The organism is Pseudomonas sp. W2Aug9 (genome assembly GCF_023127755.1).
GTDB lineage: Bacteria > Pseudomonadota > Gammaproteobacteria > Pseudomonadales > Pseudomonadaceae > Aquipseudomonas > Aquipseudomonas synxantha_A.
Map to the genome: position 1 here is coordinate 35,323 of NZ_SPKL01000030.1, position 13,740 is coordinate 49,062.

Consider the following 13,740-nt stretch of genomic DNA (forward strand, 5'->3'; position numbering starts at 1 on the left):
AACAGCGGCGCCGAAGTTGGCGCCGACAGTGGGACAACAATAAATAATCACTGTGAGGGACACCCAATGTCAGAACATGCTCAACCCCTGGGCTCGGCGGCCAGTGCAAGCACTGCCAACGAATCAAGAAAAGTCATCTTCGCCTCGTCCCTGGGGACGGTGTTCGAGTGGTATGACTTTTTCCTCTACGGCGCCCTGGCGGCGGTGATCAGCAAGCAGTTCTTTGCCGGGGTCAACGACACCACTGCGTTTATCTTTGCCTTGATGGCCTTCGCCGCAGGCTTTGTGGTGCGCCCGTTCGGAGCATTGGTGTTCGGCCGCCTGGGCGACATGATCGGGCGCAAGTACACCTTCCTGGTCACCATCATTTTGATGGGCGTGGCAACCTTCTGCGTCGGGCTGCTGCCGACCTACGCCAGCATCGGCATCGCCGCACCGATCATCCTGATCGTACTGCGTATGTTGCAGGGCTTGGCGCTGGGCGGCGAGTACGGCGGCGCGGCCACCTATGTGGCCGAACATGCGCCACCCGGCAAGCGCGGCCTGCATACCAGCTGGATTCAATCCACCGCCACCCTCGGCCTGTTGCTGTCGTTGCTGGTGGTGCTGGCCTGCCGTTACTTCACGGGCGATCAGTTCGAAGTGTGGGGCTGGCGCATTCCGTTCCTGTTTTCCATCGTGCTGCTGGGCATCTCGACCTGGATCCGCATGAGCCTGCACGAGTCGCCGGCCTTCCTGAAAATGAAAGAAGAAGGCAAGGCCAGCAAGGCGCCGATCCGCGAATCGTTCGGTAAATGGGAAAACCTCAAGGTCGTATTGATCGCGCTGTTCAGTATCAACGGCGGGCAGGCCGTGACCTTTTACGCGGCGCAGTTCTATGTGCTGTTCTTCCTGACCCAGTTCCTGCGCATGGACCCGGCCCTGGCCAATATGTTGCTGATCATCAGCGTGGTGATTGGCGCGCCGTTCTTTATCCTGTTTGGCTGGCTGTCGGACAAGGTCGGGCGCAAGCCGGTGCTGATGCTCGGCCTGCTGCTGGCGACCGCGCTGTACTTCCCGATCTTCAAGGGCCTGGCGCACTACACCAACCCAGCGATGGACCAGGCCAGCCGACAGGCGCCGATTACCGTGCTGGCCGACCCGGCCACCTGTACTTTCCAGTTCGACCCGGTGGGCAAGGCGCGTTTTGACAGCCCATGCGACAAGGTCAAGACCTTCCTGGTCAAGCAGGGCCTGCCCTACAGCAGTGCCGCCGCTCCGGCAGGCAGCCCGGTGCAGGTGAGCGTGGGTGATGTGCGCATCGACGGCTTTGACGAGGCGGCACTGCGTGGCGCCGTGACCCTGGCCGGCTACCCGTCTTCGGCGGACGTGGCCCAGGTCAACAAGGTGATGGTGGTGGTGCTAATCGTCGTGCTGATCCTGATCGCGGCCATGTGCTACGGGCCATTGGCAGCGCTGATGGTGGAGCTGTTTCCGACGCGTATCCGCTACACCTCGATGTCCCTGCCCTACCATATCGGCAACGGCTGGTTTGGCGGGTTCCTGCCGACCGTATCCTTTGCCCTGGTGGTGTACACCGGCGATATCTTCTATGGCCTGTGGTACCCGGTGGTGGTGACTGGGGTGAGCTTGATCGTCGGTTTGTTCTGCCTCAAAGAAACCCGGCATGTGGATATCGATAACAACTGAGTTCGTTTGAACACCGAAGATCCCTTGTGGGAGGGAGCAAGCCCCCCTCCCACATTTTGGTTGTTGTTGCTCACACAAATTGCTGTACATCCATACAGATAATGGTTGCTCAAATCCTTTTGACTAAGCATCCTGCAAGGCATCAACCCGATCTGATGTGATGACCATGCGGCTGTACCTCTGTGAAAAACCCTCCCAGGCCAAGGATATCGCGGCCGTGCTCGGCGCCACACGCCGCGGCGACGGCTGCTGGCTGGGCAACGGGGTTACTGTCACCTGGTGCATCGGGCACCTGTTGGAAACTGCCCCGCCCGACGCCTACGACGCCAAATACAAACGCTGGGTGCTGGCCGACCTGCCGATCGTTCCGGAAAAATGGAAGATGCTGGTCAAGCCCAAGACCGCCAGCCAGTACAAGGCGGTCAAGCGCTTGCTGGGGGAAGCCCAGGAGCTGGTGATCGCCACCGATGCTGACCGTGAGGGCGAGATGATCGCCCGTGAACTGGTGGAGCATTGCCGCTACCGTGGGCCGATCCAGCGGCTATGGCTGTCGGCACTGGACGAGGCCTCCATTCGCAAGGCCCTGGCGGCGCTCAAGCCGGGCGCCGAAACCTTCAGCCTGTATCACTCGGCCCTGGGCCGCTCCCGCGCCGACTGGCTGATCGGTATGAACATGAGCCGCCTGTTTACCCTACTGGGGCGCCAATCCGGCTATCAGGGCGTATTGCCAGTAGGCCGGGTGCAAACCCCGACCCTGCGCCTGGTGGTGGACCGTGATCGCAGCATCGCCGATTTCGTGCCGGTGGCGTACTGGGCCATTGATGTCGACCTGCGCCACGAGCGCATGACCTTTACCGCCCAGTGGCGCGCCCATGAAGATGCCTGCGACGACCAGGGCCGCTGCCTCAACCCGCAACTGGCGCGGGACGCGGCCGACGCCATGGGCAACGCGAACACGGCGCGGCTGGTAAAGCTGCGCACCGAACGCATGCGCGAAGTTGCCCCCCTGCCCTTTGACCTCGGCACACTGCAGGAAATCTGTTCCAAAAAGCTCGGCCTGGGCGCCCAGGAAACCCTGGATATTGCCCAATCCCTCTACGAAACTCATAAGGTCATCACCTACCCGCGCAGCGATTGCGGCTACCTGCCGTTGAGCCAGCACAGTGAGGCGCCAAAGATCCTCTCGGCGCTGGGCCGTGCGGATGCGGCGGTCAACGAATTGATGCCGCACATCGACCCTCAACGCCGCTCGCGGGCCTGGAATGACGCCAAGGTCAGCGCCCACCACGGCATCATCCCCACTGGGGCGGGCAAGGATTTAAGCCAACTGACCGGCAAGCACCGTGCGGTCTACACCTTGATACGCGCGCGCTACCTGGCGCAGTTCCTGCCCAACCATGAATACGACCGCACCCAGGCAGATTTCGACTGTGCCGGCCAGGCGTTGCGTGCGGTGGGCAAGGTCATCATCGAAGCGGGCTGGAAACGCGCATTGCCCGAGGCACTGGCGCCCGCCAAAGGCCGTGAAGCACCCGCCCCCCAGGCCTTGCCGACGCTGGTACAGGACCAGGACTACGCCGTGGCCAAGGTCAACCTCAAGGACCTGTGGACCCAACCGCCCAAGCCCTTTACCGAAGGCGACCTGATCAAGGCGATGAAAAACGTCGCCAAACTGGTGCAAGACCCGCTGCTCAAGCAAAAGCTCAAGGACACCACCGGCATCGGCACCGAAGCCACTCGCGCCGGGATCATCCAGGGCTTGCTGGACCGCGGTTACCTGATGAAAAACGGCAAAGCCCTGTCGGCAACCCCAGCCGCGTTCAGCCTGATTGACGCGGTGCCCCGCGCCATTGCCGACCCAGGCACCACCGCCATCTGGGAACAAGCGCTGGACATGGTGCAAAGCGGCGAAATGAGCCTGGAAGAATTCGTTGCCAAGCAGGCGGCGTGGATGAGCAAGCAGGTGGCGCGCTGTAACGGTATGCGCATGACCATCACCGGCCCCGCCAGCCCGGCAGGTCGAGGTGCCACGCCCTGGAAGAAGAAACGTAAGAGCGCTCCACGCAGGGCTGCGGCCAGTCCAAAGCGCACAAAGAAACCGACAACGGCGGGCTAGAACGCGTAAAAATCCGGCAAATGACGTTTTTCGACAGGTTTAACGCCGCTTTGGGTCTTGCCCTGCCGCAGGCCGTCTAGGATTCTTTAGGGGACCCTGACTACCTAAGAACAACACCGGAGTGGCCGCCATGAAAACCGTCGCACAATTGCTCAAAGCCAAGGATCAGAAAAACCAGGACGTCCACACCATTCAATGGGACCACACGGTGTTCGAAGCGCTGGTGCGGATGTCGGAGAAAAACGTCGGTGCCTTGCCAGTCGTCAAGGAAGGTGCGGTCGTAGGGATCATCAGCGAGCGTGATTACGCACGTAAACTCATTCTCAAAGGCCTGTCGTCGGTGACCACTCGGGTCGACGATGTTATGAGCTCTCCCGTCATCACCGTCGACACCCATAAAAGTGTCGAGGAATGCATGAACATCATGACCGACAGTCACCTGCGCCACCTACCGGTGGTCGAAGACGGCAAACTGTTGGGCCTGCTGTCCATCGGCGACTTGGTGAAGGAAGCCATTGCCGAACAGGCTGATCTGATCAAACAGCTGGAGCAATACATCCGCGGCGAATAGGAGACACCATGCTCGACACGCTGGAACATCAGGCGGACCACCTCGAAATCCTGCACCGGGCTATGGCTGAACGACGCTTTTTAGTCTTGACCGGCGCAGGCATCAGCACCTCGTCGGGCATCCCGGATTACCGCGACAGTGAAGGTGTACGCCGGGGCAAAGCACCGATGATGTACCAGGAATTTCTTGCCACCCCGGATGCGCGACGCCGTTACTGGGCGCGGGCGATGCTGGGTTGGCCGCGTGTGCGCATTGCGCAGCCGAACAAGGCTCACCTGGCACTGGCGACACTGCAACACCATGGCCATATCAGCGGGCTGATCACGCAGAACGTCGACACCCTGCATGACCAGGCCGGCAGCCATGACGTGATCGAGTTGCACGGCAGCTTGCATCGGGTGCTGTGCCTGGATTGCCAACTGCGCAGCGAGCGCGATGTGATCCAGCGGCAAATGGAAGTTGATAACCCGCATATGGCGCAGGTTCACGCCGTGCAAGCGCCGGATGGCGACACCTTGCTCGATCCGGCATTTGAACAACACTTCCAGGTGCCCCACTGCCCCCATTGCAACGGCGAGCGGCTCAAACCTGACGTGGTGTTCTTTGGCGAGAATGTCGCACCGGCGACGGCGCTGAAGGCGATGGCGGCGGTAGAACACGCTGAGGGCCTGCTGGTGGTGGGGTCGTCGCTGATGGCCTATTCGGCGTTCCGATTGTGCAAGGCCATGGTCGAGCAGGGTAAGCCGGTGATTGCGATCAATCTGGGCAAGACACGCGGGGATGAGCTGCTGCAGGTTAAAATCCAGGCCTCCTGCGAGCAGCTACTGCCGTTGCTCGTCGACCGGCTCCTACAGGAGGGTTGAAACGCCCGACCTGCACCTCCAAAAAATGACGCCCAAGTCACGTTTTCCCGCATTCCCCCGCCCCCACAACAAATTATGTAGTGATCAAAAATAATCACTACATAATCGTTGACGTAACCTTTTTGTCCTTGCATGATCTAGACGTCTCCCGGATCGGGAGCGTTGGTAACAAGCGTTTTGAACAGGCTCGTCTGACCGCCGAGCTGTTTTTCCGGATGTGCACTGCCCACAAGGCAGATTGATGAAGCTGACCAGCCCCGAAAGGGTCCGGTACAAGGAGCTAAAACGCTGCTTGTCTTCGTTATGAAAGCGTTGCGTAGCAGTTCATCAGCAAGACTACATGCATCAGGTTCAAGACCCTGCCCGTATTCGGCAGACCGTCACTGACGCCCGGTTTTCGGAACCGGAGACAACTACGCAGTTTTAACGAATCAATTGATAGATCGCCAACTGGTCAAGGGGCTTACACATGAATCTGAACAACCAACCAACTATCGATGAATTGGCTGAGATGTTCGCAGCGCAGAAAGACACACTCGACGACCATATCCTGTGGATTGGCAAATCGGGCGAAGTGCAAATTGACTGCCTGGCGCCCCATACCGAAGAAGCCGAGTTCGACCGCAATAACCGTGAACTGGCGGCGCGCCTGAAGATGTACCGCCGTGGCCAGGGCTATGTCGGAAAGAAGGCTGCGGCTGATCGAAACTTTATCGAGCAGGTGTTCGATACACTCAACAATGCCTGGGCATCTTTCAAAGACAGCTCGCAAGTTAAAGTGATCGACCGCTACTACTAAGTATTACTCAATCAATGCGGGAGCTGGCTTGCCAGCTCCCGCATTTTTTATAACGTTAGAAAGTTGGAAACCTGCCCTTCCCCGCCTCATCCCGAAAAATATCGAACAACACTTGCGCCGCCGCCGACAACTCATGGCCCGGTTTGGTCAACACGCCAATTGGCCGCTCGATCACCGGGCCGGTCAAGGTAATGCAATGAGCACCCGCCTCCTCCATCTGCCGGGCACATAACGCTGGCACGGCGCTGACGCCCAGCCCGCTGGCGACCATCTTCCCCACGGTCGCCAGTTGATGGCTTTCCAACGCTACGGGCAATTTCATCTGCAAGGCACCAAGGTGTTCTTCCAACATCACCCGTACCGTGGAGGGGCGTTGCAACGTGATAAACGGTTGCTCCAGCAAGGTTTTCCAATCGATCTCGGCACGCTGAGCCAACGGCGAATCCCCTGGCACCACGGCGATAAAGCGATCCAGATATAACGGCGTAAATGCCAACGATGACCCTTCGGACGGCTCGAATGCCACGCCCAACTCCACCTGACGGTCGCGCACCATCTCCAGCACTTGCTCGTTGATCAGGTCATGCACCGTCACGTTCACCTGAGGGTAACGTGCGCGGAAGATCTTCAGGATCGGCGGCAACAGGTTACCGGCAAACGACGGCATGGCCGCCACCGTCACGCGCCCGCGTTGCAGGGTAAAACGCTGGCGCAGTTCGTCCTCGGCGTTGTCCCAGTCGGCAATCAACCGTCGCGCCAGGGGCAACAGCGATTCGCCCTCGGGGGTCAGCGCGACGTTACGGGTATTGCGGCTGAACAGGCGCCCGCCCAACCCTTCTTCCAACCCCTTGATGGTCAAGCTCAGTGCCGACTGAGAAAGGTGCAGGCGCTCGCAGGCAGCAGCAAAACTCAGACTCTGAGCAACGGCGAGAAAGGCACGCATCTGTTTGACGGTCATGAGGCAGCTCCAGACAGCAGTTGGACTATGCTGTTTTCTAAATCAATCAACCTTAAAAAACAACTTAACAAATCAATCCACTGGCGCAACACTCAACGCACTGGCTGGACCACAAACAATAAAAGAGGTGCATATGGCAGGTTTCGATAAACGCGTGGCGTCCTATGAAGAAGCACTGGCAGGCCTGGAAGACGGCATGACCGTGCTCTCCGGCGGTTTTGGCCTGTGTGGCATTCCGGAAAACCTCATTGCCGAGATCAAGCGCAAAGGCACCCGCGACCTGACGGTGGTTTCCAACAACTGCGGCGTCGATGGCTTCGGCCTGGGCGTGCTGCTCGAAGAAAAACAGATCAGCAAGGTGATCGCCTCTTATGTGGGTGAAAACGCCTTGTTCGAGAAGCAACTGCTCAGCGGCGAAATCGAAGTAGTCCTCACCCCCCAGGGCACCCTCGCGGAAAAAATGCGCGCAGGCGGCGCCGGCATCCCGGCCTTCTTCACCGCCACCGGCGTCGGCACCCCGGTCGCCGAAGGCAAGGAGACCCGCGAATTCAAGGGTCGCCCGTATTTGATGGAAGAATCGATCACCGGCGATTTCGCTATCGTCAAAGGCTGGAAAGCCGACCACTTCGGCAACGTCATCTACCGCCACACCGCCCAGAACTTCAACCCGCTGGCCGCCACTGCGGGCAAGATCACCGTGGTCGAAGTCGAGGAAATCGTCGAACCGGGCGAGCTGGACCCGGCGCAGATCCACACCCCTGGCATCTACGTCGACCGGATCATCTGCGGCACCTTCGAGAAGCGCATCGAACAGCGCACCGTCCGCAAATAATCCACGTCCAGAACAATAAGAGGAAACAACCATGGCTCTTACCCGCGAACAAATGGCTCAACGCGTCGCCCGCGAAATGCAGGACGGTTACTACGTGAACCTGGGCATCGGCATTCCGACCCTGGTGGCCAATTACATCCCCGACGGCATGGAAGTGATGCTGCAATCGGAAAACGGCCTGCTCGGCATGGGACCGTTTCCGACTGAAGAGACCATTGATGCCGACATGATCAACGCCGGTAAACAGACTGTGACCGCGCGCATCGGTGCTTCGATCTTCTCCTCCGCCGAATCCTTCGCGATGATTCGCGGCGGGCATGTCGACCTCACGGTACTCGGCGCGTTTGAAGTGGACGTACAAGGCAACATTGCCTCGTGGATGATCCCCGGCAAGCTGGTCAAGGGCATGGGCGGTGCTATGGACCTGGTGGCCGGTGCGGAAAATATCATCGTGATCATGACCCACGCATCCAAGGACGGTGAGTCCAAGTTGCTCAGCCAATGCAGCCTGCCGCTGACCGGCGCCAACTGCATCAAGCGTGTGCTCACGGACCTGGCGTACCTGGAAATCGAAAATGGCGCTTTTGTCCTCAAGGAACGCGCACCTGGCGTCAGTGTTGAAGAGATTGTGAGCAAGACCGCCGGTAAACTGATCGTCCCGGACCACGTTCCAGAAATGCACTTCCAGTGAGGACAGATTCCATGCAAGACGTCGTGATTGTTGCTGCCACCCGCACCGCCGTGGGCAGCTTTCAAGGTTCGCTGGCGAGTATTCCGGCCCCGGAACTGGGTGCCGCGGTGATCCGTCGCCTGCTGGAGCAGACCGGCCTGGACCCGGCCCAAGTCGATGAAGTGATCCTCGGCCAGGTGCTCACTGCAGGCAGCGGCCAGAACCCGGCGCGCCAGGCTTCGATCCTCGCCGGCCTGCCCCACGCCGTGCCGAGCCTGACCCTGAACAAGGTTTGCGGCTCGGGCCTCAAGGCCCTGCACCTGGGCGCACAGGCCATTCGTTGCGGCGACGCCGAGGTGATCATTGCCGGCGGCATGGAAAACATGAGCCTGGCACCCTACGTACTACCCGCCGCGCGCACCGGTTTGCGCATGGGCCACGCGAAGATGATCGACAGCATGATCACCGACGGCCTGTGGGACGCATTCAACGACTACCACATGGGCATCACCGCCGAGAACCTGGTAGACAAGTACGGCATCAGCCGTGAAGCCCAGGATGCGTTCGCCGCCGCCTCCCAGCAAAAAGCCGCCGCTGCCATTGAGGCCGGACGTTTTGCCGACGAGATCACCCCGATCCTGATTCCCCAGCGCAAAGGCGACCCGGTGGCTTTCGCGGTGGACGAACAACCCCGCGCCGGTACCACGGCCGAGTCCCTGGCCAAGCTCAAGCCGGCATTCAAGAAAGACGGCAGCGTCACCGCCGGCAACGCCTCCAGCCTCAACGACGGCGCCGCCGCCGTGCTGCTGATGAGCGCCGACAAAGCCCGCGCCCTCGGCTTGCCTGTACTTGCGCGTATCGCCAGCTACGCCAATGCGGGCGTGGACCCGGCCATCATGGGCATCGGTCCGGTATCGGCCACTCGCCGCTGCCTGGACAAGGCCGGCTGGCAGTTGGCAGACCTGGACCTGATCGAAGCCAACGAAGCCTTCGCTGCGCAATCTTTGGCAGTGGGCAAAGAGCTGGAATGGGACGCCGATAAAGTCAACGTCAACGGCGGCGCGATCGCCATCGGCCACCCGATTGGCGCCTCAGGCTGCCGCGTGCTGGTGACCCTGCTGCATGAAATGATCAAGCGCGACGCCAAAAAAGGTTTGGCGACGCTGTGCATTGGCGGCGGCCAAGGCGTGGCCCTGGCACTCGAACGCAACTGAATCGGATCGCTATTGTGGCGAGGGAGCTTGCTCCCGTTGGGCTGCGTAGTAGCCCCATGCCAATAAGAGCAACACAGAAAAGGCCCGGTTCCACGAAAAGCCAGGCCTTTTCTTTTATCGATTCCCTACCTGTAAGCACTCGGTCAGACGGTGGCACCGCAAACACCGCACTCGCACGCAGCACAATGCGCTCCTGCACTTGCAAACTCAGCGTCGCAAACGCCATCTGCCGCCCGCGCCTGTGGCTTTCCAAACGTACCACCATCCACTCCCCCACCTGCACGGCGCCCAGGTAGTCCACGGTCATGCTGGCAGTAATCAACGGCAGCGGTGGCTCACTGGAAAACGCCATGGCGTATCCCATGCCAATATCGGCCAGGCAAATCCCCGGCAATGCTTTGCGTTAATGGACCAGACCGGCTTTAATCGCGATCAATTTCTCCTGCACATTTCAAGGAAACGTAATGCGCCACCTGGACGGCAATTCCCACCCGCTTCGCGCGCCGCTGTTGATTTTGCTCGCTGGCCTGGCCTTGGCCGGTTGCTCACCCAAGGACCACTCTCGCGCCACGGTCATCAATGGCGAACAGGGCAAGGCCGGGGCGCAACTGGCCTATGAGCATGACTTGACCCTGGCCCTGCCCGGCGCTCTGCTCGCGCCGCGTATGCAGGCCACTCGTGAGGCGTGTGAAACGGCGCGCTTTGGTGCCTGCAATATCCTCGGCATTACCGAAGACGGCCAGGGTGGCCAGGTCATCCTGCGGATCGCGCCCACGGGTGTGGAGCCGATGGTCGCCCTGGCGGCCGAAGGCGGTAAGCTCGGCCAGCGCATCACCACTGCCGAAGACCTGGCCGATGCCGTGGCGGATGTGCGCCGTCGCCAGGACCGCCTGCAAGCCCAGCAGCAACGCCTCGATGAACTGGCCAAGCGCAAGGACATCACCGTCAGCGACCTGATCGTCCTGAGCAAAGAGCAAGCCGGCATTGAAAACGAGCTGCAGGAACTGGCTCAGGTTGCCGCCGGCCAGCAACGCCGCCTCGACACCAACCGCGTGACCTTGAACTTCCGCTCCTCCGACGGCGCCAACCAGGTGTCAAGGTTCACCCGGATGTTCAGCAACCTGGGAGACAACCTGGTGAACGGCACCGCAGACGCCCTGGAACGTGCCAGCTATGTGCTGCCCTTCGTGATCCTGGCGTTCCCGGTAGTGTGGTTGTGGGTGGGCTTGTGGCGCCGGTTCGTCAAGCGCCGCAGTTGATCAGCGCTTCATGCAGCGCTGATAGCGCTCATCCACACGCTTGGCAAACCAGGCCGTGGTCAGGTTGCGGGTGATCTTCGGGCTCTTGAGCGCAATGCCCGGCAGGATCGCCCGTGGCAGCGGTTTGCCGGCCGCCTGGTCGGCCAGGCTGAAGACGCGCTTGTACAGCGTGGTGTCCTCGAAATCCAACTGGTCGCCCTGCTCCAACTGGCTGCGGATGCTCGGGTTGCGCATGTCCAGCTTCGCCCCCAGTGAGCGCACTGCCAGTTCGGTGGTGCCGGGCAGCAGGGAGCCATAGCGGATCAAGTCCCCATCCAGCGCCAGCTCTTTGCCCGTCACGCGGCTGACCGCGGCCTGGAACGCAGCATTGCGGCTGGCGTACCAACCGGCATTGAAATCGGCAAAGCGGTACAGCGGCTGGTCGTAGCTCACCGGGTAGCCGAGCAAATGGGCGATGCCGAAGTACATACCGCCGCGACGGGTGAACACTTCACGGCGAATCGTACCGTCCACCGTGTAGGGATAACCCCGCGCCTGTTTTTGTGCAAAGTCGATACTGACCTGCATCGGGCCTGCGGTGTGCACCGGGTTGAAGCCGCCAAACAAGGTATTACCCAGGGGCACCATGCTGATGAAGTCATCGAAGATCGCGCTTAAGTCCTTCTCGGTGCGTGCGGCATTCAAGCGGTCGGCGTAGGTTTTGCCGGTGGGCGAACGCAATTGCAGGGCGCTGCGTACCACGAACGCGGGCACATGCACCTTGCCGGCGCGACGCAGGATTTCATCCTGGGCGATCTTGCCCATGCCCGGCACAGGCGGGTCGACCTGATAGGTAGACTCCTGCTCGGTCACCGCCAGCACGGCGCAGATGTTTTCGGTGCTGGGGTAGATTTTCTGGGTGTCGAAGGCGGTGTAGATGTCCTGGGCCCAACCGTTGCGGTCCGACACCTTGGCCGGCAGCAGGCGCACGATCTGCGCCTTCACCTCGGCCTCACTGCGCTCGGGTTGCTGCGGGCCACGGGAGGTGGAACAGCCGGCCAGCACCAGCAAAGGCATGAGGCAAAAGAACAGACGACTTGGATACATGAGGCTTCCTTGGTTAACGACAGGCCGGGCAGTGCTGATATCGACAGGTAAGTCTAACCGGGGTTCGTCGGTGAGCCGAAGCGGATGCCTAGCCTTAGCTGAAACATCCCACATAACTGCCGGATAAGCGCTACTCCCCTGCCCTGTGAACCGCTGCAAAGTCCCTCGCCTGATTGAACAGTGCGAGGGATTGCAGATGGTTGTTTTCGTTACCCCCCCGGTTGATGGGGTTGGCGCTTGAACCCGGTCATTGGCAGGCTGGCCCTGACCCCAAAAAACGGTCGACGTTGAAGGCGTCTTCCGTGACTTTCGCGATTGCTTGAACACCTTTGACGATTGGGCCAATAGCTTCTGGAGCTTCTCGGCGCTGGAGCTTGAGCAGGTGTTCAAGGTCGGCGATGAGGTAACGCTCGTTGCCCCGATCAATCGCTCCCTGTTTCCCAGCAGCACCGTCGCCACCTGCCGGGCCAACGGTACGTTGACCCTGGTGCATATGTTCCAGAGCACGCGGTTCGTGCCGATCGGCGACACAGCGGTGATGCTGCAACGCGTTGATCCAAACGGCGGTCCGCTGGGCGAGCCCATCCACAAGACCATCGGCCCGAGCGGCATCCTTGAGATCACCGAGTGTGATCGCAACCAGCAATATCGGGTGAGCTTTTACCCCAACGTTTCCCAGGATCACCTCAAGGCGCTGTATGCCTCCTACCAGTCGGTGATCGCAGCGCTGGAAGCCCGGCTGCGCAAAGAGTGGACCGACACTTTCCAAGCCCAGTGGAAAAGTTACGCAGACGCTCGCCCGCTTGAGCGGCGCCGCCTGCTGGAGGCGGCCTTTGCCAGCGGCATGGTCAAGGCGCTTTACAGCCTGTGGGACAACATTGGCGAGCTGTCGGCGCGGCTGGCGGACCTCAAGCCCAACAGCGAAAAACTGCTGCAATACCTTTCTCAAACTGAGCTCGATGAACTGCTGACACTGAGCAGTGACGCGATCGCCCAGGGCTTGCTGGTGCTCAGTGATGAGCCGCTGTTGTTTATCTATCTATCGGCGCTGGTCAGCTGGATGCGCATGCTCCCGCCGCCGGAGATGGCTGAACTGTGGGGCGAAATTACCGGTGAGGTCCTGATCAATCTGCTGCTGATTCGCGTCTTGGGTGCGATGGGCGTAGTGGTGCGATTGGGGGCTGGTGTGCTCAGTCACGTCAAATCCGGGCGCGCACGAGCGTTGTTGGAATTGCTGGCCAAGCAAGTAGTGGGGCCAGGGTTGGGGCCGCATGTCGAGGTCGCCAAGCCGGTGTTACTGAGCAGTGCCGCGACACCGGTCAAGGCCGTGCCGGTGGTGCCGTTGAAGGCAGGCGATACGCTGGTTTCGAACCCGGTGTCGATGGTGCGCAGCAAGACCCAACGCACCACGTTGGTCCGCCAGGAATCGGTGGATGATGCGCCTGCCGTGGCGTCGAATCCGAAGGGAGATGCGGCGGCTCCAGCAGATAAGACGGTCACTCATGGTTGCCCGGTGTCGATGGTCACCGGCGAGGAATTGCTGACCCTTACCGATGGCGCGCTGGACGGGATTTTGCCGTTTGAGTGGACGCGGCTGTATCGCACCAGTGCGGTGGAACTGGATTGCGGGTTGGGGTTTGGCTGGAGTCATGCGCTGGCGCACAGGCTTTGTGTGTCGGGCGA

General features: G+C 60.5%; 11 protein-coding genes and 2 pseudogenes. 10 read left to right on the top strand and 3 right to left on the bottom strand.

Annotated features, from left to right (window positions below; translation table 11 throughout):
* Positions 1–66: 66 nt before the first annotated feature.
* The 5 genes from E3O56_RS19565 (at position 67) to E3O56_RS19585 (ending at position 6,038) form a co-directional block, all read left to right on the top strand.
* The gene (locus E3O56_RS19565) at positions 67–1,689 is read left to right on the top strand and encodes an MFS transporter (protein ID WP_005786943.1); all 1,623 of its coding nucleotides are present in this window, start codon (positions 67–69) and stop codon (positions 1,687–1,689) included.
* A 166-nt stretch (positions 1,690–1,855) separates the two neighbouring features.
* Positions 1,856–3,805, top strand: a complete 1,950-nt coding sequence (locus E3O56_RS19570) for a DNA topoisomerase III (RefSeq protein WP_248128834.1) — start codon at positions 1,856–1,858, stop codon at positions 3,803–3,805.
* Positions 3,806–3,935: 130 nt separating this feature from the next.
* Positions 3,936–4,376 carry a CBS domain-containing protein gene (locus E3O56_RS19575; protein ID WP_148854148.1) on the top strand — a complete coding sequence of 147 codons (441 nt, stop codon included), beginning with the start codon at positions 3,936–3,938 and terminating at the stop codon, positions 4,374–4,376.
* Between the two features lie 8 nt (positions 4,377–4,384).
* The gene (locus E3O56_RS19580; RefSeq protein ID WP_248128836.1) at positions 4,385–5,239 is read left to right on the top strand and encodes an NAD-dependent protein deacetylase; all 855 of its coding nucleotides are present in this window, start codon (positions 4,385–4,387) and stop codon (positions 5,237–5,239) included.
* 469 nt (positions 5,240–5,708) lie between these two features.
* On the top strand, positions 5,709–6,038 hold the full coding sequence (locus tag E3O56_RS19585; protein WP_003190335.1) for a hypothetical protein: 330 nt from the start codon (positions 5,709–5,711) through the stop codon (positions 6,036–6,038).
* 55 nt (positions 6,039–6,093) lie between these two features.
* Here the strand turns inward: E3O56_RS19585 and E3O56_RS19590 are convergent, their stop codons facing one another.
* A complete protein-coding gene (locus E3O56_RS19590) occupies positions 6,094–6,996 on the bottom strand; it encodes a LysR family transcriptional regulator (RefSeq protein WP_032876764.1) in 903 nt (300 codons plus the stop codon).
* A gap of 133 nt (positions 6,997–7,129) precedes the next feature.
* Here E3O56_RS19590 and E3O56_RS19595 point away from each other — a divergent pair, with 133 nt between their 5' ends.
* The 3 genes from E3O56_RS19595 to E3O56_RS19605 are packed head-to-tail and all read left to right on the top strand — an operon-like array spanning position 7,130 to position 9,712.
* Positions 7,130–7,828 carry a CoA transferase subunit A gene (locus E3O56_RS19595; RefSeq protein ID WP_122488244.1) on the top strand — a complete coding sequence of 233 codons (699 nt, stop codon included), beginning with the start codon at positions 7,130–7,132 and terminating at the stop codon, positions 7,826–7,828.
* Between the two features lie 31 nt (positions 7,829–7,859).
* Positions 7,860–8,519, top strand: a complete 660-nt coding sequence (locus E3O56_RS19600) for a CoA transferase subunit B (protein ID WP_005786928.1) — start codon at positions 7,860–7,862, stop codon at positions 8,517–8,519.
* 11 nt (positions 8,520–8,530) lie between these two features.
* Complete coding sequence (locus E3O56_RS19605; protein ID WP_078820863.1) at positions 8,531–9,712, top strand: acetyl-CoA C-acetyltransferase; 1,182 nt, start codon at positions 8,531–8,533, stop codon at positions 9,710–9,712.
* Between the two features lie 139 nt (positions 9,713–9,851).
* On the opposite strand, the pseudogene E3O56_RS19610 reads toward E3O56_RS19605, so the two are convergent.
* Positions 9,852–10,091: pseudogene (locus tag E3O56_RS19610) on the bottom strand (acyl-CoA thioesterase domain-containing protein); the annotation flags it as partial.
* A gap of 85 nt (positions 10,092–10,176) precedes the next feature.
* On the opposite strand from E3O56_RS19610, the gene E3O56_RS19615 reads away from it, so the two are divergent.
* Entirely contained in the window at positions 10,177–10,971 is a 795-nt protein-coding gene (locus E3O56_RS19615) for a DUF4349 domain-containing protein (RefSeq protein WP_116667358.1), read from the top strand.
* Here E3O56_RS19615 and E3O56_RS19620 read toward each other — a convergent pair whose 3' ends face one another.
* The gene (locus E3O56_RS19620; protein ID WP_248128838.1) at positions 10,972–12,057 is read right to left on the bottom strand and encodes a DUF1615 domain-containing protein; all 1,086 of its coding nucleotides are present in this window, start codon (positions 12,055–12,057) and stop codon (positions 10,972–10,974) included.
* Between the two features lie 237 nt (positions 12,058–12,294).
* Here E3O56_RS19620 and E3O56_RS19625 point away from each other — a divergent pair.
* Positions 12,295–13,740: pseudogene (locus tag E3O56_RS19625) on the top strand (DUF6531 domain-containing protein); the annotation flags it as partial.

Excerpts from the sequence above, each read along its gene's own strand:
- E3O56_RS19605 (WP_078820863.1), top strand. The coding sequence starts at position 8,531 with ATGCAAGACGTCGTGATTGTTGCTGCCACCCGCACCGCCGTGGGCAGC.
- E3O56_RS19580 (WP_248128836.1), top strand. The coding sequence starts at position 4,385 with ATGCTCGACACGCTGGAACATCAGGCGGACCACCTCGAAATCCTGCAC.
- E3O56_RS19590 (WP_032876764.1), bottom strand. The coding sequence starts at position 6,996 with ATGACCGTCAAACAGATGCGTGCCTTTCTCGCCGTTGCTCAGAGTCTG.
- E3O56_RS19615 (WP_116667358.1), top strand. The coding sequence starts at position 10,177 with ATGCGCCACCTGGACGGCAATTCCCACCCGCTTCGCGCGCCGCTGTTG.
- E3O56_RS19595 (WP_122488244.1), top strand. The coding sequence starts at position 7,130 with ATGGCAGGTTTCGATAAACGCGTGGCGTCCTATGAAGAAGCACTGGCA.
- E3O56_RS19585 (WP_003190335.1), top strand. The coding sequence starts at position 5,709 with ATGAATCTGAACAACCAACCAACTATCGATGAATTGGCTGAGATGTTC.
- E3O56_RS19570 (WP_248128834.1), top strand. The coding sequence starts at position 1,856 with ATGCGGCTGTACCTCTGTGAAAAACCCTCCCAGGCCAAGGATATCGCG.
- E3O56_RS19620 (WP_248128838.1), bottom strand. The coding sequence starts at position 12,057 with ATGTATCCAAGTCGTCTGTTCTTTTGCCTCATGCCTTTGCTGGTGCTG.
- E3O56_RS19575 (WP_148854148.1), top strand. The coding sequence starts at position 3,936 with ATGAAAACCGTCGCACAATTGCTCAAAGCCAAGGATCAGAAAAACCAG.
- E3O56_RS19565 (WP_005786943.1), top strand. The coding sequence starts at position 67 with ATGTCAGAACATGCTCAACCCCTGGGCTCGGCGGCCAGTGCAAGCACT.
- E3O56_RS19600 (WP_005786928.1), top strand. The coding sequence starts at position 7,860 with ATGGCTCTTACCCGCGAACAAATGGCTCAACGCGTCGCCCGCGAAATG.